General features: G+C 61.2%; 21 protein-coding genes and 2 pseudogenes. 7 read left to right on the top strand and 16 right to left on the bottom strand.

What is annotated here, in order from left to right:
- The first annotated feature begins 11 nt into the window (after positions 1 to 11).
- Positions 12 to 1,472, top strand: coding sequence for a complex I subunit 4 family protein (locus RIdsm_RS28885; RefSeq protein WP_057821327.1), 1,461 nt, complete (start codon positions 12 to 14; stop codon positions 1,470 to 1,472).
- A complete protein-coding gene (locus tag RIdsm_RS28880; protein ID WP_057821324.1) occupies positions 1,472 to 2,830 on the top strand; it encodes an NADH-quinone oxidoreductase subunit N in 1,359 nt (452 codons plus the stop codon). The genes RIdsm_RS28885 and RIdsm_RS28880 overlap by 1 nt, the downstream gene beginning before the upstream one ends.
- A gap of 239 nt (positions 2,831 to 3,069) precedes the next feature.
- On the opposite strand, the pseudogene RIdsm_RS28875 reads toward RIdsm_RS28880, so the two are convergent.
- Positions 3,070 to 3,270, bottom strand: a pseudogene (locus tag RIdsm_RS28875) (ISKra4 family transposase); the annotation flags it as partial.
- A 114-nt stretch (positions 3,271 to 3,384) separates the two neighbouring features.
- Between RIdsm_RS28875 and RIdsm_RS28870 the strand changes: the two are divergent.
- The gene (locus tag RIdsm_RS28870) at positions 3,385 to 4,740 is read left to right on the top strand and encodes an ISKra4 family transposase (RefSeq protein ID WP_151175245.1); all 1,356 of its coding nucleotides are present in this window, start codon (positions 3,385 to 3,387) and stop codon (positions 4,738 to 4,740) included.
- Between the two features lie 54 nt (positions 4,741 to 4,794).
- Here RIdsm_RS28870 and RIdsm_RS28865 read toward each other — a convergent pair whose 3' ends face one another.
- From RIdsm_RS28865 to RIdsm_RS28855, 3 genes are read right to left on the bottom strand one after another with little or no spacing between them, the layout of a single operon-like run.
- Entirely contained in the window at positions 4,795 to 5,586 is a 792-nt protein-coding gene (locus RIdsm_RS28865; protein ID WP_038147409.1) for a TniQ family protein, read from the bottom strand.
- A complete protein-coding gene (locus RIdsm_RS28860; RefSeq protein ID WP_038147410.1) occupies positions 5,583 to 6,464 on the bottom strand; it encodes a TniB family NTP-binding protein in 882 nt (293 codons plus the stop codon). Before RIdsm_RS28860 ends, RIdsm_RS28865 begins: the two co-directional genes overlap by 4 nt.
- Before the next feature lies 1 nt (position 6,465).
- Positions 6,466 to 8,100, bottom strand: a complete 1,635-nt coding sequence (locus RIdsm_RS28855; protein WP_028288640.1) for a Mu transposase C-terminal domain-containing protein — start codon at positions 8,098 to 8,100, stop codon at positions 6,466 to 6,468.
- Positions 8,101 to 8,279: 179 nt separating this feature from the next.
- On the opposite strand from RIdsm_RS28855, the gene RIdsm_RS28850 reads away from it, so the two are divergent.
- The gene (locus tag RIdsm_RS28850) at positions 8,280 to 9,635 is read left to right on the top strand and encodes an ISKra4 family transposase (protein ID WP_151175244.1); all 1,356 of its coding nucleotides are present in this window, start codon (positions 8,280 to 8,282) and stop codon (positions 9,633 to 9,635) included.
- Between the two features lie 54 nt (positions 9,636 to 9,689).
- Positions 9,690 to 9,890: pseudogene (locus RIdsm_RS28845) on the top strand (L,D-transpeptidase family protein); the annotation flags it as partial.
- Positions 9,891 to 9,893: 3 nt separating this feature from the next.
- Here RIdsm_RS28845 and phnE read toward each other — a convergent pair.
- From phnE to RIdsm_RS28825, 4 genes are read right to left on the bottom strand one after another with little or no spacing between them, the layout of a single operon-like run.
- The gene (phnE, locus tag RIdsm_RS28840; RefSeq protein WP_057821574.1) at positions 9,894 to 10,652 is read right to left on the bottom strand and encodes a phosphonate ABC transporter, permease protein PhnE; all 759 of its coding nucleotides are present in this window, start codon (positions 10,650 to 10,652) and stop codon (positions 9,894 to 9,896) included.
- A complete protein-coding gene (locus RIdsm_RS28835; RefSeq protein ID WP_057821571.1) occupies positions 10,652 to 11,434 on the bottom strand; it encodes a phosphonate ABC transporter ATP-binding protein in 783 nt (260 codons plus the stop codon). The genes phnE and RIdsm_RS28835 overlap by 1 nt, the downstream gene beginning before the upstream one ends.
- Positions 11,431 to 12,306: a phosphate/phosphite/phosphonate ABC transporter substrate-binding protein gene (locus tag RIdsm_RS28830; protein WP_057821569.1), complete on the bottom strand. Its 876-nt coding sequence runs from the start codon at positions 12,304 to 12,306 to the stop codon at positions 11,431 to 11,433. Before RIdsm_RS28830 ends, RIdsm_RS28835 begins: the two co-directional genes overlap by 4 nt.
- Positions 12,306 to 14,183 carry a cytochrome c peroxidase gene (locus tag RIdsm_RS28825; RefSeq protein ID WP_143100571.1) on the bottom strand — a complete coding sequence of 626 codons (1,878 nt, stop codon included), beginning with the start codon at positions 14,181 to 14,183 and terminating at the stop codon, positions 12,306 to 12,308. The genes RIdsm_RS28830 and RIdsm_RS28825 overlap by 1 nt, the downstream gene beginning before the upstream one ends.
- Before the next feature lie 97 nt (positions 14,184 to 14,280).
- Between RIdsm_RS28825 and mntR the strand changes: the two genes are divergently transcribed.
- Entirely contained in the window at positions 14,281 to 14,751 is a 471-nt protein-coding gene (mntR, locus tag RIdsm_RS28820) for a manganese-binding transcriptional regulator MntR (protein WP_057821565.1), read from the top strand.
- A gap of 228 nt (positions 14,752 to 14,979) precedes the next feature.
- Positions 14,980 to 15,936: a cytochrome c oxidase assembly protein gene (locus RIdsm_RS28815; protein ID WP_177228467.1), complete on the top strand. Its 957-nt coding sequence runs from the start codon at positions 14,980 to 14,982 to the stop codon at positions 15,934 to 15,936.
- 3 nt (positions 15,937 to 15,939) lie between these two features.
- Here the strand turns inward: RIdsm_RS28815 and RIdsm_RS28810 are convergent, their stop codons facing one another.
- From RIdsm_RS28810 to RIdsm_RS28775, 8 genes are all read right to left on the bottom strand, one after another.
- Complete coding sequence (locus RIdsm_RS28810) at positions 15,940 to 16,566, bottom strand: SCO family protein (RefSeq protein ID WP_082647565.1); 627 nt, start codon at positions 16,564 to 16,566, stop codon at positions 15,940 to 15,942.
- A gap of 281 nt (positions 16,567 to 16,847) precedes the next feature.
- On the bottom strand, positions 16,848 to 17,840 hold the full coding sequence (locus tag RIdsm_RS28805) for a cytochrome c oxidase assembly protein (RefSeq protein ID WP_057821560.1): 993 nt from the start codon (positions 17,838 to 17,840) through the stop codon (positions 16,848 to 16,850).
- Positions 17,837 to 19,774 (bottom strand): penicillin acylase family protein, encoded by a 1,938-nt coding sequence (locus tag RIdsm_RS28800; RefSeq protein ID WP_057821558.1) that lies wholly within the window; start codon positions 19,772 to 19,774, stop codon positions 17,837 to 17,839. The genes RIdsm_RS28805 and RIdsm_RS28800 overlap by 4 nt, the downstream gene beginning before the upstream one ends.
- A gap of 24 nt (positions 19,775 to 19,798) precedes the next feature.
- Positions 19,799 to 19,966, bottom strand: coding sequence for a hypothetical protein (locus RIdsm_RS28795; RefSeq protein ID WP_008282832.1), 168 nt, complete (start codon positions 19,964 to 19,966; stop codon positions 19,799 to 19,801).
- On the bottom strand, positions 19,966 to 21,537 hold the full coding sequence (gene lnt, locus RIdsm_RS28790; RefSeq protein ID WP_057821556.1) for an apolipoprotein N-acyltransferase: 1,572 nt from the start codon (positions 21,535 to 21,537) through the stop codon (positions 19,966 to 19,968). Before lnt ends, RIdsm_RS28795 begins: the two co-directional genes overlap by 1 nt.
- Positions 21,534 to 22,007 carry a signal peptidase II gene (gene lspA, locus RIdsm_RS28785; protein WP_057821553.1) on the bottom strand — a complete coding sequence of 158 codons (474 nt, stop codon included), beginning with the start codon at positions 22,005 to 22,007 and terminating at the stop codon, positions 21,534 to 21,536. The genes lnt and lspA overlap by 4 nt, the downstream gene beginning before the upstream one ends.
- A 4-nt stretch (positions 22,008 to 22,011) precedes the next feature.
- On the bottom strand, positions 22,012 to 22,794 hold the full coding sequence (locus RIdsm_RS28780; protein ID WP_057821551.1) for a ZIP family metal transporter: 783 nt from the start codon (positions 22,792 to 22,794) through the stop codon (positions 22,012 to 22,014).
- Positions 22,795 to 22,816: 22 nt separating this feature from the next.
- Positions 22,817 to 23,275 carry a DUF411 domain-containing protein gene (locus RIdsm_RS28775; protein ID WP_057821549.1) on the bottom strand — a complete coding sequence of 153 codons (459 nt, stop codon included), beginning with the start codon at positions 23,273 to 23,275 and terminating at the stop codon, positions 22,817 to 22,819.
- Positions 23,276 to 23,277 lie beyond the last annotated feature (2 nt).

Raw genomic sequence — 23,277 nt, 5'->3', positions numbered from 1 at the left:
ACGACCCCGCCATGCCCCTTCTCTCGATCTCCGTCTTTCTGCCGCTTCTTGGTGGCGTGCTGCTGATGGCCCTGCCAAACAAGTCGGCGCGCATCGCCCATGGCGTTTCCATCGCCATCACCGGGCTGACCTTCCTTGTGACGCTGGCGATCTGGGCACGGGGCACGCTGCCGGGCGGTTTCGCGCAGGTCGAGGAAATCGCCTGGATCCCGGCCATTGGTGCCGCCTACCGGGTTGGCGTCGACGGCCTGAGCCTGCCGCTGATCCTGCTGACCTCGCTGCTGTTTTTCCTGTCGGCGGTCTATGCGGCGCGGATCACCGACCGCCCGGCGGTCTTTGTCGCGCTGATGCTGATGCTGGAAACCGCGTCGATCGGCACCTTCGCGGCGCTGGACGCGCTCTTGTTCTACGTCTTCTTCGAAGTGTCGCTGGTTGGCATGTATTTCATGATCGTCGGCTGGGGCTATGAAGAGCGCCAGCGCGCCGGACTGATGTTCTTCATCTACACGCTGCTAGGCTCGCTGCCGCTTTTGCTGGCGATCATCGGGCTGTATCTGGCCACGGGAAGTTTCGACATGCGTCTGTGGATCGAGACCCCGCCGCTGACCGGGCTGGCGGCGATGCTGGCGCTGATCGCGATGCTGTTCACCTTCGCGGTCAAGATTCCGTCCTTTCCGGTGCATACTTGGCTGCCGGCGGCCCACGTGCAGGCCCCCACGGTCGGCAGTGTGATCCTGGCCGGCGTGATGCTGAAATTCGGCACCTATGGCCTTGTGCGTTTCGCCTTACAGATGACGCCCGACGCCTTTGCGCAGGCCGGTCAGGTGGTGCTGGCCTTTGGCGTGTTCAGCGCCCTTTACGGTGCCTTCGTGGCGCTGGCGCAGTCGGATCTGAAGAAGATGATCGCCTATACGTCGGTGAACCACATGGGCTATGTGGTGATCGGCGTCGCGGTAGCGGCGCTGACGCTGGACCCTGACCTGCGGGCGGTCGCGCTCAATGGTGCGACCTTGCAGATGGTCAGCCACGGCATCGTCACCGGGGCGTTGTTCTTTCTCGTCGGCATGTTGCAGTCGCGCGCCCACGAACGCGAGATGACCGCGTTCGGCGGGCTGCTGGGGCAGGTGCCATGGCTGGGCTGGGCCTTCGTGCTGTCGGCCTTTGCCTCGCTCGGGCTGCCGGGGCTGGCGCATTTCCCGGCCGAATTCCAGATCTTCCTGGCCACACTGAATGCCCAGCCCTGGGCCATAGTGGCGATCGTCGCCATCGTGGTGACGGCGGGGCTGTATCTGCGCGCCATCGCGGCGGTATTCCTGGGCGAGCTGAACGAAAGATGGGCGGCGATGCCCGATCTCGACCGGGGCGAGATGCTGGCCATCGTGCCGCTGCTCATCCTTATCATCGTGATCGGGGTCGCGCCATCGTGGTTGCTGAACATGATCGACGCGACGATGCGGGCGCTGCAATTCTGATGGCGCGCGACCTGTCCTTTCTGTTTCCCGAACTGATGCTGGCCTCGACGGTCGTGCTGATGCTGGGGGTCGAGATGCTGCGCGCGCCGCGTCTGGCACTGACATTCGGGTTGATCGGGCTGGGCCTGTCCACCGCGCTGACGTGGCCGCTGCTGGAGGCCGATACAAGCGTCTTTGGCGGCACCTACCGCGTCGATCTGCTTTCGGGCTGGGCCAAGCTGATCCTGCTGCCGGGCACCGCGCTAGCGCTGCTGATGACACGGGCCGAGATTGCCGGGCAGGACCGCGAGGGCAGCATTTACACGCTGCTTTGCCTTGTGACCCTGGGGGCGCTGATGCTGGCGGGCGGTGGCGACATGATGCTGCTGGTCCTTGGCGTGGTGCTGACCGGGCTGGGATCATTCGCAATGGTGGCCTGGCCGCGCGACGATGCGGCGACCGAGGCGGCGATGAAATATCTAGTGTTCGGCGCCGTCACCGGATCGGTGATGATCTACGGGCTGACCTTCTGGTTCGGTGGTGCCGGATCGACGCTTTTTTCCGAGCTTGGTGCGCTTCAAAGCAAGCCGCTGATCGCGCTGGCTGGGCTGGTCGCGGTGATGATCGGGTTGGGCTACAAGGCGGCGCTGGTGCCATTCCAGTTCTGGGCACCCGACGCCTATGATGGCGCGCCGGTATCGGTCGCGGCTTTTCTGTCGGTGATCACCAAGGTGGCGGCGGTTTTTGCCTTTGCGCAGGTGCTGCGCGATCTGCCTGTCGCTACCGGCTGGCCCATCGTCGTCGCGCTGATCGCGGCGGTGACGATGACATTCGGCTATCTGGCGGCCCTGGTGCAGAGCAATGTCGTGCGGCTGCTTGCCTACTCCTCGGTGGCGCAGGCGGGCTATTTCATGCTGGGGATTGTGGCGCTTGGCACCAGCCCGTTGGCCCTGCCTTCGGTGATCGTGTTCGGCGCGGCCTATGTGGCGATGAACCTTGGGGCCTTTGCCGTCATCATGATCGCGGGGCGCAATCTGGACAATTTCAAGGGCTTCGGTCGCGCCCGCCCGGTGGTCGGCGTGGCGATGGTCGTGTTCCTGCTGTCGCTCACCGGCATTCCTCCGCTCTTCGGCTTTGTCGGCAAGGTTCTGCTGTTCGGTGCCGCGATCGAGGCGGGCTATTTGTGGCTGGCGGTGATCGGTATCCTCAACAGTGTGCTGGCGCTGGCGGTCTATCTGCGCATCGTGGTGCCCATGTATCAGGCGCGCGATGGCGAAGTGGGCCGGGCGGAAATGGCCGCGCCGCTGTTGGTCGTGCTGTGTGCGACCGCGCTGGTGACGGCGCTGATGGGGTTGTTCGCGGGGGTATTTCCCGGGTGACTTAAGGCGCGGTTTTGTGCCAGTCGGTCAAAGTGGTGATCTTGCTATCCTAGCCTGCCAGCGGCTCGGCCATTCGCTCCGCATTTCCGGGATTAAGCAGCGTCTCGATATCACCATAAGCGCGGCGGGTGGCCACGGCGCCTGCGGCGATACAATGACGCTTTAGACTGAATTCAAGTGTGCCGATCGACTGTCCGAATTCAGGCTGGATCACAAGGGGAGTGGGCAAAACTTGGGGGTCAGGCTGCTGCTCTGCGGTATGCGCCAGTCAATTGCCCATCAAGAACGGCGGCCCGCACGATGGCAACGTGATGCGCGCCCTTGGGTGACCATCTCATGCGTCGGCGTTTTCCCATGCGTGTGTTGCCGATGTCGTCCACGCAGCCTTCAGCACGGGACGAGGAGATCGGAAGATCATTGCGATATCGCCGCCCAAAGTTGGTGTCGCGTAGCCCTTTATTGTGAGATGAGAAATCCAACGAAATCAACGGCGGGAGTGGGCAAAACCTGGGGGTGTCTGTGTATGTTGGTGGTTCATTGAGAGGGGAACTGCCATGGACGTGCGGATTATAGTCGAGACGACCTTTGAGAACGGAACCACAAAGAGGCATCCTCTCGGCCGTTTGTCCCGCCCGTTTCGACGCACGCAGCCTGAGGGGTTCGGGTTGTTACTCGAAGATGCGAAGACGATCCTGGGGCAATTACAGAATGCGATCCTGCTCGACCAGATCGAGGAAGTTTCCGAAGCCAGCAGAATATGTCCTGACTGCGACGAGGTCCGAGCCATACATGATTATCGGCCTCGGGTGCTCGACACCCTCTTCGGCAGGTTCCAGGTCAAGGCGCCGCGCATTCGTCGCTGCGCCTGCGATACAAAATCCGACGACGTCCTGGGCGGACCGCTTTCGCCACTCGCTCATTTTTTTCCGGACCGGTCGACTCCGGAACTGCAACGCCTTCAGGCCGAACTTGGGGCACGGCATTCCTTCCGGGAAGCGGCACGAATCCTGGAAACCTTCCTGCCTTGCGCGAAGCAGGTGAATACATCGGTGCGCAATCGTCTGGGCAAAGTCTCCCGGGAGATCTGCGACAGCGAGCAGACTCAGCCTGTAATTCCTTCGGCCGCCGAAGAGGCGTCTGCGTTGACGGTTTTCCTGGACGGTGCGCATATCCGATGCCGACCGGAATACCAGAAGCGACACCTCGATGTTGTGGTTGGCAAGATCGAAAGCCACGACAAGTGCCGCCGCTTCGGCCTTGTTCAGCAGGCAGTCCTGTCACCTGCCAGCCAGCTTCGCCAGGACTTGAGGGCTCTCGGTTGGGATCACAAACAAACCGTCACGGTGATTTCGGACGGGGAACCCGCCCTGCCGAACCTCGTGCGCGTCGCCGTCGGTGGAAAGGTTCGCCACATTCTCGACTGGTGGCATATCTCGATGCGCATTCAGCACGTTGAGAACGCCGTAAAGGGCCTGCTGCAGAGCAGGGGCTTCTCCGGCATTCCAGTGCTGTTCAAACGTCCCGCCGAAACGCTGCGATGGTACCTTTGGCATGGAAAAGTTCTAACGGCCACGACCAGTCTCCAATGGTTGATGGTCGATTGCACGCGGCTGGCTACAGATGACCGCGTGGCGACTGATGCGGCCCGGCGAGTGCAAGCCCGGTGCCGCGATCTGTACTCATACCTTGCAAACAACATGGACAGCCTGACCGACTATGGTCGGCGGTACCGCGCGGGTCTTCCGATTTCTTCGTCCCGGGCAGAGGGCTGCGTGGACGACATCGGGAACACCCGCATGGGCAAGCGCCGCCGCATGAGATGGTCGCCCAAGGGAGCCCACCGCGTGGCCGTTGTCCGCGCCGCGGTTCTCGACGGTCGGCTAACCGGCGCGTACCAAAGAGCCGCGTGACCCCCAGGTTTTGCCCACTCCCAGACGCGACGCGTTTGGCGACAATTTTTGCCCTTAATTGTGAGATACGGCTGTCATGGGGCCCCTGTTTCTCGCGCACCTTTGCGCGATGTGATCAACCGCGGCAAGCAATCGAGGCTCCTTCTCGAAGGCGCGCAAGAGAGCAACCCTTGCATAGTCGTCGATGCTTTTGCTGACGATGGCTGCCTTAGCCAAGGGATGAGATCGAGCGGCGGCGATTGCGGCGAGGCAGAACAGCCTAACTTCCGATCTGGGGTTCTGGACAGCGAACGACGGATCCCCGCGGAAGGTTTTGAGTGACATGGCAAAGGTGACTGCGCGCATTGCGCGCCGAAGTTGCTTGGGGCCGCGCGAGCGCGCGGCGCACTCAAGCATCTCTGCCCCGCGGCGCGCTCGGTATATCAGTTTTCCAGATATTTGTTCCTCACGGAGTTTGCCAAGGGTCTGCACAAGTCTCGTCCCGCAAACTTGGCAGTCAAATGCCCAGGCCCGCCTCCAATGCCTGAGCGAAAGACCCTCTCTGGCGCATTGCATGCAATGCTGGAATGGCATCTGAGCCGTCAGCGAGGCTTCTCGTGGCGTCATTGCCGGAAAGGTCAAAGATCGAACAACATCTGGGTTAACCCGTGCGGCGTTGGCAATCTTCGCCGCCGCAGCCGCGTCGACGTTGAAGTCCAAGGCGGTGCCATGCGCGGTATCGATTCTGAGATGAGCCAGTAGTTCCGCATCATCACAGTAGTTGGCCGCCGCCAGCCGAGACAACCAACCTGACAACAACTCGTCTGGCAGCGGCGCGACAGTCTTGGGCAGCGGGTGCGGCTTCACACCCGGGACTTCTGGAGCCGCCGATGGGGGTTCGCATGGCGCGACCAAACCGGCGTCCATTTTGCGATTGCGTCATCGGTGATGCATTCCTCGCCTGTGATAATGGCGTCGATGGAAAGATCCTTGACCAGAGCGAAGATGCGCGAGGTCACCCCACCGGTCAGTGCCAAGACCTGCTTGAGAGATTTGACCTTCAGGTTGGACTTCTTTTCCAGTGGCATGGCAGCAATAAGGGTCTGGATCATGTCCGAGAACTCGGCATCGTCGCGCCAGTTTGGCAGATGATGTTCGTCCAGCCGTCGGGCAAGCTGGATATCACCGCGAATAGCATCGACGGCCTCGCTGACCCCAAGGCAGACCAGTGACACCTCGAGTTCATTGCTGAGATACCGCAGGACATTGAGAAATCGGCGCTGTTCGCGGTGGGTCCCGGCCAAGAGATTGTGGACCTCGTCGATCATGATCATCCGCAGGCCAAGGTCGCGTAAGAGCGCGATGACACGGACTTCGAGGGAAGCCACATTTTGAGCGCGGGCGCTAAGAGCCGTCGCCGGGGCGCCGACGGCGGCCAGGATGTGCAGGTAAAACCGCCGTTCATCAGGTGCGGGCGGCGCTTGCAACAGCAGAAGCGGTGTGCGGGTGATGCCCGACGCCGGATCGTATTCTGGTGCGTACTTGCGCGACAGGTTTCGGGCAATCATCGTCTTTCCGATCCCGGAGGCGCCATGCACAAGAAGCCCAGGCATACGGGTTTGTCGTGGCGCTTCGATCATGCCCTGCAAGCGGTCCAACACCTGTTCCGCCCGAGGAAAGCCGATCCAGATATCCGATTGAATGAGGGCGATCCGGCCGTCTTCTTCAGTTGTCCCTGCCCTCAATTCACCATCTCTCCACCTTGAACAATGGGCGCGATGTATCACCCGTATCGATCGGGCGCAGCCCTTCGGTTGTCGAGACGGCCGAGTTCGTGCCCTTCAATGTCCCTTTTCTTTCACGGGTTCTGCGTTCGGCCTTCGTCAGGCCCCGGCTTTCAGCTTCGATCTGGCGTTGCTGTCGGATCAGCTCAGCCAGCACCAGCTCATTAGACCCGGACTTGCCAAGGGCACGGGCCTTCCTCATCGCTTCGCGATATTCCCAGAGCGAGACGGGCGGAATTTCCAGGTTTCTGTACCGCGCCTCAACATACCGGCCATCGTCCAGTTCGACCCAGATCATTGAGATATCGCGAGGATCGTAGCGAACGACCACCTTTCCATCCCCGCGCCCAATGTGGCCTGCAAGGGCATCGGACCAGTACCTTATCTGGAACAGATGGATGCCGTCACGCCTGATCTTGCGCAGTTCACTCGGCAGGAAGCTCACCTGAAAGGCTTCCATCTCGAAGGGGATGTCGCCTGTCATTTGCTCTGAGAGCGCCTCCCATTTGGCAACGGGCGTGCAGCCAAGACTTGAATGAATGCTGTTGTTGTAACGGCAGATTTCCAGAGCAAACCAGCGATCGAATTCGCTCAACGTCATCGTGGCCTTGCTTTCGGCGTCATAGTCGCCCTTTGCCGCGATCGAGGATTGCGTTGTTCCCGGCAACAGGTGAACGGCCCCCATCATGGTGCCGATCAACCGTTCGATGTGACCACCGAAGTGAGGACTTGCTGGCGGTCGATAGACCAGATCGATCCCCCAATCCGCACAGGCCGACCGAAAGGCGCGCGACCGGAAATCGCGACCGTTATCGACGTGGATGCTGTGCGGTTTGCCCTGTGCCGGCCAAGGAACATCGCACGCCAATTCCGCAAGAAGTTCCTCCTTGAGGGCCACCGCCTGTGTCAGGCAAAGCGCCACTGACAGACGCGAAGGTGCCTCGAGAGAGGTGTAATATCCGGTCACCATCCGCGTTGCGACGTCGATCGCCAGCGTGACCCAAGGCCGCCCAATTGGTTTGCGTTCAAAGCCGTCGACAAGAATGATGTCCGCCGGTGTATGATCAATTTGGACGATCTCCAGTGGCATACTGGCCTTGTTCTCACCTGTGACCGGCGCAAATTTCTGGCGGGCCGCCTTTGCGCCCTCTCGTGCCTTCGCAACTTCGCGGGCATCCATCGCATCCAGACGACGCTGAACCGTTCGCCGTGTCGGCGGTTGCAAGCCCTCCTGCCAGCAAGCGCTGCGGATTTCTGTCACGACGCGCGACAAGCTCGAACGCTCCCGGCGCAAGAAATAGCGGCGAAGGTGCTCCTCGATTACCGCTTCGACTTTGCTGGATATTAACATCGTCCCGGTCGGGCGGCCCCGTTTCCGCGGAGCCAGAGCGCTGGTGCGCCCACCCTCTTCCGCCAACCGTTTTATCCAACGCCAGACCGTCGCCCTGCTGACACCAAGCTCCCAAACGGCGTCATTGATGCCACGTTCCAGGCTGCCAGTCCCATTGAGATATGCCTGAACAAGAGGGCGCAGCACCGCGGCCCTGCGCGCCTCTTCAGCACCAACAGCAACGCAGTCTTCGCCATCATCATTCATCGATATTTGCCGCAAATGTCTGTGAACCCTGTCTCAGGTTTAAGGGCAAAAATATCAGAATTAAAGGCAAAATCTCATATTTAAGGGCAAAACTCAGCCGTTGATTTCGTTGGATTTGGGAGTGGGCAAAACCTGGGGGTGTCTGTGTATGTTGGTGGTTCATTGAGAGGGGAACTGCCATGGACGTGCGGATTATAGTCGAGACGACCTTTGAGAACGGAACCACAAAGAGGCATCCTCTCGGCCGTTTGTCCCGCCCGTTTCGACGCACGCAGCCTGAGGGGTTCGGGTTGTTACTCGAAGATGCGAAGACGATCCTGGGGCAATTACAGAATGCGATCCTGCTCGACCAGATCGAGGAAGTTTCCGAAGCCAGCAGAATATGTCCTGACTGCGACGAGGTCCGAGCCATACATGATTATCGGCCTCGGGTGCTCGACACCCTCTTCGGCAGGTTCCAGGTCAAGGCGCCGCGCATTCGTCGCTGCGCCTGCGATACAAAATCCGACGACGTCCTGGGCGGACCGCTTTCGCCACTCGCTCATTTTTTTCCGGACCGGTCGACTCCGGAACTGCAACGCCTTCAGGCCGAACTTGGGGCACGGCATTCCTTCCGGGAAGCGGCACGAATCCTGGAAACCTTCCTGCCTTGCGCGAAGCAGGTGAATACATCGGTGCGCAATCGTCTGGGCAAAGTCTCCCGGGAGATCTGCGACAGCGAGCAGACTCAGCCTGTAGTTCCTTCGGCCGCCGAAGAGGCGTCTGCGTTGACGGTTTTCCTGGACGGTGCGCATATCCGATGCCGACCGGAATACCAGAAGCGACACCTCGATGTTGTGGTTGGCAAGATCGAAAGCCACGACAAGTGCCGCCGCTTCGGCCTTGTTCAGCAGGCAGTCCTGTCACCTGCCAGCCAGCTTCGCCAGGACTTGAGGGCTCTCGGTTGGGATCACAAACAAACCGTCACGGTGATTTCGGACGGGGAACCCGCCCTGCCGAACCTCGTGCGCGTCGCCGTCGGTGGAAAGGTTCGCCACATTCTCGACTGGTGGCATATCTCGATGCGCATTCAGCACGTTGAGAACGCCGTAAAGGGCCTGCTGCAGAGCAGGGGCTTCTCCGGCATTCCAGTGCTGTTCAAACGTCCCGCCGAAACGCTGCGATGGTACCTTTGGCATGGAAAAGTTCTAACGGCCACGACCAGTCTCCAATGGTTGATGGTCGATTGCACGCGGCTGGCTACAGATGACCGCGTGGCGACTGATGCGGCCCGGCGAGTGCAAGCCCGGTGCCGCGATCTGTACTCATACCTTGCAAACAACATGGACAGCCTGACCGACTATGGTCGGCGGTACCGCGCGGGTCTTCCGATTTCTTCGTCCCGGGCAGAGGGCTGCGTGGACGACATCGGGAACACCCGCATGGGCAAGCGCCGCCGCATGAGATGGTCGCCCAAGGGAGCCCACCGCGTGGCCGTTGTCCGCGCCGCGGTTCTCGACGGTCGGCTAACCGGCGCGTACCAAAGAGCCGCGTGACCCCCAGGTTTTGCCCACTCCCTCGCGTCTCAGATTAAAGGGCAACGCGACACCAATGAAGCCGACATCGCGTTTGCGGAGGCGCAAGGAAAATCGCCGGGTGGCGACATCTTCATCCACGGTGGGCCCCGCAAGGGGATCGACCCGATGAACAAACGCGACTGGACCGCAGGCTGCATCTCCGTCACGGACCGGCAGATCGAGGATATCTACGCCATGGTCAGGGACGGGACACCGATCGACATCTATGCCTGATGGTCAGGCAAAACGACGGCGCAGCGCGACGTTAATAGCTTCGATGGCGATGACCATGACGACGACGGCAATCGTGACGCTGGCAGCCTTGTCATACTGGAAAGAGCGCACGTAGGTCTGGATGTAAAAGCCGATCCCGCCCGCGCCGACAATGCCGAGGATCAGCGACTCGCGCAGGTTCAACTCGAACCGGAAAATCGTGTCGCGGGCGACGACCGGCGCCATCTGCGGCCAGATCGCGTATCTGAGCCGCACGAGCGGCCCGGCGCCCGCGCTTTCCAGCGCGGCGATCGGCGCGCGGGACACGCCGTCGATCGCCTCGGCATAGAACTTGGCGAGCATCCCCGTTGCATGAAAGGCGACCGCGATGATGCCGGGCAGCGGCCCGAGCCCGACAGCGCCCACCATGAGCATGGCCACGAGAATCAGCGGAATCGCCCGTATGAGGGCAAGCAGCGTTCGGATCGACCGGAACACCGCGGGCGATACCATCGTCTCAGACGCGAGAATGCCGAAGGGAACGGACAGGATCACAGCACCGAGGGAGCCGAGGATCGCTATTCTCAGCGTTTCCGCGCTGCCCTTCTTGATCTCGGCCATCACCGTCGGGTCAGGCGGAAACATCCGACCGAGGAAATCGGCAATGCGCGGGCCGGCCGACATGAGACGCGACAACTCGACATCGGTCGTCGCGAAGGACCACAGGATCGCGGCGGCGATCAGACCACTCGTCGCAAAGCCGCCAAACCCGCGGAACGCCATCAGGACACCGCCCTGAGGCCGATTCCGGGGATTGGCTCAACCTCCCGATAGAGCTCCGCTGTCGCATCCTCGTTCAACTCGGAGGTAGGCACATCAAAGGCGATCCGCCCGCCACGAATGCCAATGATACGCTGCGCAAAACGCCGCGCCAGGTCGGGTTGGTGCGACGAAAACAGCGCCGTCGCGCCGCGCGCTTGCGCCGCCCCGGTCAGCAGCGCCAGGATCTCACCTGCACGCGCGGGGTCGAGGTTGCTCACCGGTTCATCGGCCAGAATAAGCCGTGGTTCTTGCGCCAGACCCCGCGCGATGGCGACGCGCTGCCGCTGCCCGCCGCTGAGGCTGTCGACTCTGCGTTCGGCAAGATCGAAAATGCCGCAATCGGCAAGTGCCGTGCGCGCAATCTCCAGATCGTGCTTGGTCGGTGATCCCATCAGGGCCCGCAGCGGCGACATGCGCCCCAGGCGGCCATTCAGGACGTTACGCAGAACAGTGGAGCGTTCGACCAACGCGAACTCTTGAAAAACGAAACCGGTATCCGGGCGGCGCGCGCGCATTGGCGGATGATCGGGATCGAGCGGTGCGCCCAAGATCGAAACCTGCCCGCGCCAGCCAAACAGCCTGCCATCAAGCAGTGCCAGCAGGGTCGTCTTGCCCGCCCCGGACGGGCCGAGCAGAGCCACGCTTTCGCCCGTCGGAATATTAAGCGAAACCCGCTCCAGCGCCGGGACGTCCGCGCCCGTATGGGCAAAACTCAGGTCGTCGATTTGGATAGCAGTGCTCATTCCAACAGCCCGTATCGCCGCGCCATGTCGCGCACGCCGTCATAGGCGGCGCCGTCGGCCCTGACATAGCCGTCCGGTCCATAAAGATAGCGCAGCTTGTTGCGGTGCTCCGGCTCATTGAGCCGCAGCATTGCGTCGACAAAACGGTCCCGCAGAGCGGCATCGAGCCCAGGGCGAGCGATCACCAAATGGCTCGGGATCGGTGCGCTTTCCGCGATCCAGGTTACCTCCGCCTGTTGCTGCGGTGTCAGAAGCAGGTCGGCATACTGGCTGGCGCCCGCGGCATCGACCAGGCCTTCGGCCATTGCCTGCATGGCTTGTTGGTAGCCCCCCGCGAAAAAGACGCGGCCGAAAAATTCCTCCGCTGCGCCGGGACCTTTAACCAGCCCGGCCTCTACGAATTCGGCGAGCGGATAGAGATAGCCCGATTCCGAGATCGGATCGGCAAAGGCGATGTCGCGTCCGCGCAGGTCTACGAGCGCGCCGATACCGCTGTCGCGCCGCACGAAAATGCGGCCCGTATAATTCGGCGCGTCGCGGTAGACCTCGGACAGGAGCGGCACGGCACCGATCTCGGCCTCGGCCAGAACGAAGGGCAGGGCGCCCATGAAGGAGATATCCGCGTCGCCGTTTCGCAGCGCCTCGACCGCCGCTGCATGGTCGATGGTAACGAACCCTTCGACAGGGACGCCGATCTCACTGGCCAGCCAGGCGGTGATGGCCTCGATATCGCCAAGCAGCTTCTCCGGGTTCTCCTGCGGGATGAAAGCCAGCCGCAACGCAGTGTCCTGCGCGGCGAGAGGTGTCGCCAACGACACCGCGCCCGCGCCGACCAAGGTCAGTATCGTTCTACGGGTCAGTTGAACTGGCATCAGAATGCCCTCTCTTCGATTGCGACGGCTTCGGACTTGAACGCGGTCCAGCTTGCTTCGGCGGCCGCCCAGTCATCGGCACGGACGGCGGCGCCGACCGCGGCCAGCCGCTCAGCCAACGCGTAGACCTCGGGCCGCGCAGCAAGGTTCGACATGGTGCTGGCGTCCGCCGAGAGGTCCGCGGCCACGGTGTCAGTCAGCAGCAGGATGTGCTCTGCGTCCCGCCGCGGCAGTAGCGTGTCGAGTGTCGAGGCGAAGGTCGTCAGTTCGGCGAATGCCAGCCGGAAAGCGGTGTTCTCGGTGTCGAACGCCTCGTAGGGTTCGTCCGCCGCACCCACGGTCTCGAGATAGGCGGTCAGGGACGCGCGGTCTTCCTCGGTCAGCCCGAGCGCTTTCGTTTCGTCGAACCAGTCCACGACAGCGGCCAGCGTCGGCAGAGATCCGTCATGGAAGTAGGGCGCGGTATAGGCCGTGCCGAGCAGCGTGGGCGTGTCCAGCGCACCGGCACGGGCACCTTCATAGGCTGGCGCAACGGAGCCTATGTCGTGGGCCTGCCGGTCGAGGAAGTTCGCATCTGGCACATGGCAGCTGGCGCAGGAGCGATCGCCGAGCCCGGCAAAGGGCTGGTTGAAGATCTCCTCGCCACGCCGGGCGACTTCCGGGGCCGCGTCGGTCAGGCGGCCATCGGTCGTCAGTATGGAATTCGGCAGGAAGTCGAATTCGAGCATGTAGGCGACGAGAGCGTCCATCATGAAGGGCGTCGGTTCATCCCCGCCGAACTCGTTGACGATCACGTTGCGGGTGAAATCGCGCAGGGAGGCGAAACGGCCATCGCGGCCGTAGGGACCTGTAAAACGCAAGCCGCGCAGGCTCGGAATGTCGAGCGGGTCGTCGCGCCGGTCGTTGAAGATCGGGTTGAAAAAGGCGCCGTCGACGTCGATCGCGCCTGGCTGGTGGCTTGCGCCCGGAACGAAAAGCCGCTGGTTGATGTCCGAGCGGTTGTGACAGGTGGAGCAGGTGATCCCGAGATCGCGCGCGGGGCTGCCGAAGATTTGCGCACTGTCGAACAGCATGTCGCCGTAGGCAACAAGCGGCAGATCGGTCTCGTCGATGCCCTGCTCCTCGAAGTTGAGGACGAGCAGTGGTAACGGGTCCTGATCGAAAATGTCGGAGCCCGGTGGCAGGCTTGGCGGCACCTCGATGGCGCGACCGCTGAGCACGGCGGTTTCCGGCAGGGCGCTTAACGCCCGACGCGTAGCAAAGTCGTCAACGAGGTAATTCTCGGCGAGATAGCCGGAGATGACAGCGCGCGCGGATTCCATGGTTTCGCGATCCGCAGATGTCGAGCCTGCGCCAAGTACGCCAGAGAACCCGGTGCTGCTATTGAGCTCCAGCCAAGCCAGGCCGATCCGTCTCGCAGCCTCCGAATCGGCGGCCGCGACGCCGTCCTCGAACGCACGGTAGAGTTCGCGTGCGGTTCGCAAGGCCTGCTGTGCCGTCGCAGGGTCTTCGGTCGCGAGAGCCCGGTCCAGTTCCTCTTCGATCCTGAGCGCGATGAGCCGCGTCGCCTCGGCGAATACCGCCTGCCGGTCTTCGCGCATCATCGCGTTCAGAAGACCGTCAGGCTTGATATCGCTTTCGCGGTCCAGCCACTCCACCGCACCGGTCGAGAATTCCGAGCCCCGATAGGGTTCGGACCAGGCGGTTTCGATGTCGTCCCAGGGCAGAGGCTCGAGATTTCCAAGAAAGAGCGTCAGACGGTAGGCCGCCGCCTCGGGAAGCCAAGGCGCCTCCTTGGCCGGCGTCGCGGCGACAGGTCCGGACAGGAGGAGCGCACTTGCGAGTGTGGCGAGCAGCACTCTCATAGTATTTCGCATCACCACGGCCTCCAAGGCAAAAAGTTAGACATGGCTAATTTATCTACCCGAAGCAAACAAGTTGTCAATCCCGCTGTTTCGCTGCAAAGTCCCAAGTATGACAAAGCTGCAATCACATGGGCGTGAGCCATTCGAGGCTGTCGACAGGGCTCCCGAGGCGCAGGCCGAAGGCTTTGCGACCGTGCGTCAGGCACATGAAAGCGAGATGGCGGAGGATTACGTCGAACTGATCGCGGAACTGATCGAGACGCGCGGGGAGGCCAGACCGGTCGAGATCGCCGAGCGGCTTGGCGTGAAGCCGCCGACCGTGACAAAGAACATCTCGCGGCTCAAGGCTGCTGGTTTGGTTCGGCGGGAACCTTACCGCGCGATATTCCTCACCGATGCCGGGCGGGAGTTGGCCGAGGCCTGCCGTCGACGCCATAGGATCGTAGTCGCGTTTCTCCTGAGCCTCGGGATCGACGAAGAGACCGCGGAACGCGATGCGGAAGGGATCGAGCATCACGTCAGCGGGACCACGTTGGAGGCGTTCGAACAAGCGCTCGTGCCTTCCCGGAGTGATACTTAACGCCGCAACAGGTTCTGCGCGAAAATGAAACAACCATCGCTAAAATACTACACCAAAGATCGAGCAATGACACTGCAAGCGAAAACGTACGACCAACTCATATTGCAGTGATCTGCAACTGGGACGGTGCGATAGCGACCGAGCCATGCGGGGGCTTGGCCCGCGGCTGATCATTGGCCGATCATCACCTCAGGCTGTGACAGGGCGGGCGCACAAATTGCCACATACTTGTTTCTTGCGTTGCGTCCCCCGATCAATCAAAAGACCGTCGCGACCATGACCATTCAGAAACTCGAAGCCAACTCCTTGCCAAGCGACACCTTGGCCTATGGCGGTATCGCTCTGCTTGGCGCGGTCCTCTGGGCGCTAACCACCTACATTCCGGCGCAGATACCTGCGATCCTGCCCTATGAATTCTCGTGGCTGATCTATCTCGCGGTGACGCTGTCGGGGCTCTGGTTCGCGCGCGGGCTCCGGCGGACCGCGCCGGGAGACCGCGCGAGCCGATTGCGGCAGGCGGCTTTCTGGACGGGGTTGGTGTTGCTGTGGGGCGTTACGCAGACCGGGTTCGAATATCTCGCACAGCGCATGTTCTTCACTAATCGGTTGCAGCACGTCGCCATGCATCATGTAGGCCCGGTCCTGCTGGCGCTCAGCGCGGGTGGCCCGGTGCTGCTGGCGGGAGCGCCGGAATGGTTGCGCGCGCTCTGTGCCAGCCGCTTGGTGATGCTTGTCTATCGCACGATCCAGCAGCCCGTCATAGCGGTGATACTCTTCGTCGGACTGTTCTGGTTCTGGCTGATCCCGCCGGTGCATTTCGCCGCCATGCTTGACCCGGTGCTCTACCAGGTGATGAACTGGTCGATGGCGGTGGACGGCATCTTGTTCTGGGCGCTGGTACTGGACACTCGGCCCGCGCCGCCCGCGCGGTTGCGTTTCGGCTGGCGCGCTGCGCTGGCCGTGGGCGTCATGTTTCCGCAGATTGTTCTAGGCGCGCTCATCTCCTTCGCCACGGTGGACTTGTTTCCCTATTACGCATTCTGCGGGCGGTATTTCCCTTCGATCTCTGCGGTAACGGATCAGCAGATCGGCGGCATCGTCATCTGGATTCCTCCCGCGATGATGAGCGTTCTGGGCCTCTTGGTGGTGGTGCGCAACATGCGCGCCGCCGACGCAGACCTTTAGCCTTCAGGCGCTCATCACGCGGCGGATGTCGCCGGTGGCCCCAGCGATGTCGGCCTGTAGCGTATCGAAACCGGGCCATATGACGCGCGCGTCGCCTTGCGCATCGAAAACATAGACCGACTTGCCGTGCGATACATCATAGGTCAAGTCGTCCGGCTGATGTGGTTCGATCTTGTAGGTGACTTTGAGGCGCCGGGCAAGACGGGCCAGTTGGTTGGGCGTGCCGATCAGCCCGTCAACGCACGGCGTGAAGGCGGCGGCGTATTTCGTCATCACCTCGGGCGTATCGCGCTCGGGGTCCACTGTAACGAAGAGTATCGACAGTTTCGCGGCGTCCTCGCCCAGCTGATCGACCACAGCGGACAGGTTGGAGAGTGTCATAGGGCAGATATCGGGGCAGAAGGTAAAGCCAAAGAACAGCGCGACGACCTGTCCTTCGTAATCGGCCTGTGTCACGTTCGTCCCGTTCTGAGCCCGGGTCATGGTGAAAGACAGGTCGGGTAAAAGCCCGCTTACATTCTCGCCATACCATCCAGCCTCGTTACAGGCGGCCAGCGGCACGACCAGTCCTGCGGACCCCATGCGCCGGAGCAGCGCTCGGCGGGTCATCGTCGCGTCAGTACGGGCCATATATCACCAATATCGCCACGCCAAAGGCCGTTGCGAAAAATAGACCGGCAACGCACAGCAAAATCCAGAGCACCATTCGATTGCTCGATCTGGTCGTTCGCTTGAGATCGCTCGCCGTAGGGTCCGACGTCTCGGTTGCTTCGGTCCCCTCATACATACCGGTTTGCTATATCATTTCGGCGCGTATCACAACGTGCCAAGCCGCAAGCGGGATGCGACAAGGTGCCTCGTGAACAGTTCTCGTCATGCCTGCGCATTGCGTACTGGCGGGATGGCAACGGTCACAGTGCATACACAATCGTCACCACCGTTATCATGACGATCAAGAACATGACCAACGCGCCCAGGGCGAGCGTCCGGCCCATGTCACGATTTGGCTTTGCAACCTTCAGACGCAACTCTTCGGCCGTTTCCGGAAATTCGAGCGCGGCCGAGTTCGAGGCGCGCGTCAGTTCGTATCGCGCATCCCAGCGACGCACTTCCGCAGCGTTCCAGCCGTTCATGACCAGAATGATCGCGGCGATCATCACCATCGAGGATGGGACCCAGATCACGTAGCCACCAATCGTTTCGTCGGATAAAGTTGCAGATAACCCGGTGCCTGTCGTTTGGTAGGAGGCATAAAGGGCCACCTCCTTAAGTGTCGTAAGGGAACCCAGAAAAATGTTTGAAACAATCACCACAAAACCGGAGATCAGCCTCGCTCCGCGTCGCGCACCGGCAGGGGGATCCCTCCAGTCGAAAAGCATGCCGAAATACCAGATCCCTGCCAGCACCATCGCCAGATGTGCGAGCAGCTCGACCGCCGCGATGCGCTGCGCAAGTCCGTAAAGGACCGGTATCTGCCAGACGAAGAGCGAAGCGATGAGCAAGGCAGTGGCGGTTGCCGGATGCGCCATGAACCGCACGAACCAGGCGTTCGCCAGCGCGCCGAGGTATCGACGCCACCGTCTTTCCAAACCGGCTTGCAGGATGCGCCACGGCTGCGAAACAGCGATGAGCAGTGGTCCTGCAAGGCGAAGGAGAAGATGTTCCACCTGGTGCACCGAAAAGAGGCTGTGCCCCAATGAAGCCAGAGACGCATTCGTGGCCACGAAAATGCAGGTCAAGCCAGCGAAGAACAGGGCCTGCCGCCAAAGAGAAACCGTCCCGCGAATACGAGCGGATCGCGCGAGGCCGCGCATGTAGCACCATGCGGCCAAGCTGACGGAAACAAGGGACACTGGCGAAATCGCATATCCAAACGGGTCGAAATGGAGGAAGTAAGTAATCATCGGCTCCTGTCATGTTGTATTGCCGGCCCATCGACAGACACCGTTGAAAGTCGGGATGTTCCGGCTGCGCCACCCTGTGCCAAAGACAGATCTGTGGACATCGCGAGGTATTTGTCCTGCATCCACATGGGAAACAGGTTTTCGTAGAAGCGTGATAGCGGATGGCCAGACTGACCGGCGGGCGCGATGAAATAGGAACCGCTTTCCTCCGAAATTGACATGACCGCCTGAAAATTGGTGCCCGCGCTGGTCGCGAACGGGCGGTCATTGTCAGAAGTGAACAGTGTTGCAATCAGTGTGTCGGGATCGCCTGAAGATGGGGCTTCGAGAGACAGCAGATCGCTGATGATCCCGGTCGATCGGATTGGCGCCCACCCCATATTCAAGGCGTGTGCTTCGCCCCAGGTCCAAGCGGACGGATCGGGTCCGTAGCGATCGACAAGCCAGCCGATGGCATCATCCAGGGCCGCACGAACCTGATCCTGGCAGGTCTCGATGCGGGTAGACGGGCGGATGTCGCACCAGATTGCGCTCCCTCCGCGATCTGAAAGCACCGCAAATAGGACATCGGGATTTGGCCTGGCCCAGACATTCGTCGCGGATGGAAATTCATCCCGAAGTATGCGTTTTTGCAATGCGCGCGCCCAGGCCCAGAACACGAGCGGCTCCGGTGAAAAGCGATCCATGTCGCCATTCCATTGGGCAAGTTGATCCAGAATATCGCCGCGAAGCTCACCTGCGCGGTTCTCTTCGAGAGCGCCTGTGGAACCCACGAACCAAAGCTCTTTTGCCACTATAGGAAGAAGCGCCCGCGCGGCAGCGCTGACCGTGTCGCGCTGCACTGCAATCGCGCCCTCGACCGAGAATATCGGCTGCCGCTCATCAAGAGCAGCCAGACGGGCGTCTCGAAACGATAAAGGAGTTTCGACCTCCCTGTTAGGCCAGCGAGCAAGGGTTTCTCGGTCGATCGCAAGAATCTCCAATCCGGCTGGTGCTAGGTTCATGCTTGCGTCCATAGCATCGTTCACATCGGCGGACCGCGCCAGACGGTCAAGCATCATCAGAAAATTGCCGGCCTTCGCAGCGGTGGGACTCACTGGCTCTTTAAGGGCTTTCAGTGACACAGATCGGAACGCCCAAGCGATGCGTTCGCTGCGACCGACGACAATGAAGGGCACACCCGGCATTGTAGCCCCAATCGCGGCTCCGGTCGGGAGTTGAATATCCGCCAGGTACCATTCAGAAGGCAGCGATAAGGGGCCACGTATATCGGCGGCGAGAATTGGTGCTCCGGTAGCTGTTCTGTCTCCAGGCAACGCCCAAGCATCGAGGCTGACCTCGGGCGAGGTCACAAACAGCTCGGGCAAAAGAGGCCGATCCGACGGGATCGGTAGATCTGACAAGCCGGACAGGTCACTCTGCCGTCTCTCGGGTTGAAGATCTTTCAGAAACGCTTGGGCAAGTCTGAGACTATCGACGGGTGTCCAGGCTGCGATCATTCTCTCATCCGCGATCAACAGATCGGGTGAGCCTCTGCCGCGCCCGCCTTCGGACACCAGACCAAGCCACGCGTTGACACCTGCAGCATATGCGTCGAGCGCTTGGGCTGTCGAAGGCTCAACTTCGATCGTCTGGTCAAGTGGCAACAAGGCTTGCGCTGCCCGCCTTGCCCTCAATAACTGGCCAAGCCTGTCCTGAGCGTGAACGAAACCAAGCGCGAAATAGGCGTCCGCAGCGGAGTCTGCAGAAATGTGCGGTATGGCCGCAGCATCTCGCAGAATATCGACTGGGCCTTCGATACCCGCAACTCTGAAGTCCTCGTCATAGTCGGGGACGGAGGCGCGCAAAAGAAAGTAGACGACACCGGATACGGCCAGTCCTGATGCAAAAACCGCCAGGAGCAAATACAGTAATATGTTGAACAGTCGTCTCAATTCGTTGCCGGTGCCAAAGTAATCTCAAGACGTGATGCGCAAGAGGATCACCGAGGCGAAAAAAGCGAGTAGGCCAAAAGCAATACCGAAGCTTGTCGCGTATTGAAGTATATCCAGGCGGTTCCCTTTCCGCCGTTGCGCCAGATAGCCACCCCAGAGCGCCCCTCCGACAAAGCCTGCGAGCACCAGCATCACGATTCCTCCGATTTTGAATTTTCTGAATTGAAACGTCGTCTGGCCAATCCGACGATAAAGGCCAGGGCCCAGACCGCACAGATGAGCGCCAGCGATGTCCAATCACCGAAACGTGCGTAAGGTGTGGGCGCAAGCGCTGTCGGCAGGCTGGCATCTATGACTCCAGTTTGTCCGGTCTCGAGGCGCGCGATGATCTCTCCCTTGGCGTCGATGATCGCGGATATCCCCGTGTTGGCCGCCCGGACCACGGGAAGCCCTTCCTCGACCGCGCGCATCCGCGCCGAGGCGAGGTGCTGCTCGGGTCCAATGCTGGTTCCGAACCAGGCATCATTCGTGGCGTTGAATATCCAGTCGGGGCGGAAAAGATCATCGACCACGTGGCCCGGAAAAATAATCTCGTAACAGATCGCCGCCGCGACCAGAGGAGCACCCGGAACCGCCAGCGTGCGTGGCCCCGGTCCAGGCGTGAAATCGCCTAACCCTACGGTCAGTCGTTCGATGGGCAGCCAGCCTTTCAGGGGCACATATTCGCCAAACGGGACGAGATGATGTTTTGCATATCCCGTCAGAACCTCTCCTCTGCCGTCATAGACCTTAACCGTGTTGAAATATCTGGTTCCCCCATCGCCCTCCACTCGGTCAGGCACACCTGTCAAAAGGACCCTGTCGTCTGGCAAAGCTGCAGATATCCGCGTGCGTGCCGCAGCATCTTCGTCCAGAAAACCGGGAAAGGCCGTTTCCGGCCAAAGCAGCACATCGAAACGTCCGGGTTGCGCGGACAAGCCCAGGTATTTTTCCAAGGTTCGCTCGCGGCTGCCCAGTGCCCACTTCTCGACTTGTGGCACATTGCCTTGGACGATGCGCAAAGCAACGTCTGTCGGCGGCACGTCCTGCCCTGACCGAAGCGCACCGCCAACCCAGAGACCCGTCACAGCAACGGCGAAGAGCACGAGAACAGGCGCGCGTCTCTTTGGCGCCGCCACAGTCAACACACCTGGCAATATGCCGATGAAGACCGTGAGAAAGCCCAAACCGTAGCTTCCGACCCAAGCGGCGGGTTGGCGCAGGGCGGCATAGTCGACAAGGGCATAAGCGGCAAGGTTCCAGGGAAACCCCGTCAGGACATGACCCCGCAGCCATTCCGTGGCCACCCAGCAGCTTGCAAACAGAAGGCCCGCCGCAATGCCGCCGAAAGCTCGGCGCTGCATGATGGCGGCAAAAAGCAACGCCGCCATGCCCGGGAAGATGGCAAGTCCGGCGGACAGACCCGCGACCGCCGGAATCGCCAGTGCGCCGAAACGTTCGGCATCGACATAGAAGCTCTCGGCGATCCAGGAAATTCCAATCCCGAATTGGCCCAGTCCGAAAGCCCAACCGACAAGGAAAGCGCGCGAGGTTGAGATGTTCCGGAGAACGATAAAGAGCACGGAGAAGGCGACAGGGACCGCGATGAGCCAAGAAAACGGCGGAAGGGTCAAAACCGTCAATCCGCCGGCAGCAAGGGCAAGACCCATGCACTGGAACAGGTTCGGGTCCTCACTAACGAACTGCGACAAACCCGGCTTCATGAATCGATCTGAAGTCGAGCGCCAACCCAGGGCGCAACGAGCAGCAGCACCACGCCGCCAACCACAAAAACATCGGCTAAGTTGAAGGCAGGCCAGTGCGCCGACCCGATGTAGAAATCAAGGAAATCCGTCACCGCACGATAGCGCAGGCGGTCCAGAATATTGCCGAGAGCACCGCCGATGATCGCACCATAGGCAATGGCCTCGACCCGACTGCTGGAACGGATCAGCATAGCCGCCAACCAGACGCAGATGCCAAGCGCCAATACGACAAGGCTCCACCACGGCGCACCGCCGAGAAGCCCGAAGGTCACCCCGTCATTGCGCAGGTAGATGAGATTGAAGCCGGGAAAGACCGATACGCCGGAACTAAGAATAGTCGCATTGGACACAACGATTGCCTTCGTTGCCTGATCGACAAGAAAGGCGATCAGAGCAGCAAGCAGACCGACGAAGAGGCAAGTTCTCATCCGCTTATCCCAGCCAGACGTCGAGGAACAACATGATCACAAGACCGACCGCGAGGCCGAGCGTCGCCCTGTTCTGATGGCCGGACCGGTGGGTTTCCGGAATAATCTCGTGGCTGATGACGTAGAGCATCGCACCTGCTGCGAAGGCGAGACCCCAAGGCAGCAGCGGTTGCGAAAGACTGATAATGCCCGCGCCGAGAAGTCCACCGACAGGCTCGACGAGACCGGTCAGGGCGGCGATGCCCCAGGCGCGAAACCTGGAATAGCCCTCGCCGAGCAACGAAACCGCCACCGCCAGACCTTCGGGCGCATTCTGGAGGCCGATGCCGATCGCAAGTGGCAACCCGCCCGACAAACCGTCAGCCCCGAACCCGACGCCGACGGCAAGCCCTTCGGGAAAATTGTGGATCGTGATCGCGATGATGAAAAGCCAGACGCGCCGCAGCGATGCGGCGTCGGGACCTTCCCGCCCCGTCTTGAAATGTTCATGCGGCAGCCGTTCGTTCATCAGAGCGACCGCGCCCATGCCAAGTAGGATCGCAACACATACGATGGCCGCCGGGAGAGCACCGTTGTCGAACTGTCCTTCAGCTGCGTCGAGAGCCGGGATGATCAGCGAGAAGAACGAGGCCGCGAGCATGACACCCGCCGCGAAGCCAAGCAGCAGATCGCGCGTGGCTCGGGACGGGATGCGCCCGAAGAGAACGGGGACCGCCCCGACCGCGGTCAGCGATCCGGCGGCCAGGCTTCCAAGAAAGCCAAGCGCTATGGGGGAGAGGGGTTCCAATTTTTAAGGTCTTGGCGGGAGCTCAGTCAGGAGCCGAGTAGCTGGTGTAGACCTCGGTCGATCCGTCTTCGTGGATCAGGAAGACATCGTAAGCCTCCCGGTCGTCCTCCGGTCCCATGCCGGGCGACCCGTAGGGCATTCCCGGCACCGCCAGGCCTACCGCGTCTGGCCGGTCCTCCAGCAGGCGTTGGATGTCAGCTGCCGGTACGTGGCCCTCGATCACATAGCCGTCGACCAGAGCCGTATGGCAGGACACCATGCGCTGCGGCACGCCATTGTCGAGCTTGAAGCGCACAAGAGATCCTCCGAACATGTCCTCGCCTGTCGGCGCGAAGCCATTCCCCTCGAGGTGCTTCATCCAGGACAGGCAACAGCCGCAGCCGTTTGTCTTCCGGACATTGATCGGGATCGCCTCTGCGACGGCTCGCGCCGCGGGAAGCAACGCCAATGCGATGGCAAGGGCGGGAGCATATTTTTTCATGG

The organism is Roseovarius indicus, from assembly GCF_008728195.1.
GTDB lineage: Bacteria > Pseudomonadota > Alphaproteobacteria > Rhodobacterales > Rhodobacteraceae > Roseovarius > Roseovarius indicus.
This window is presented reverse-complemented; position numbering and strand designations above follow the sequence as displayed.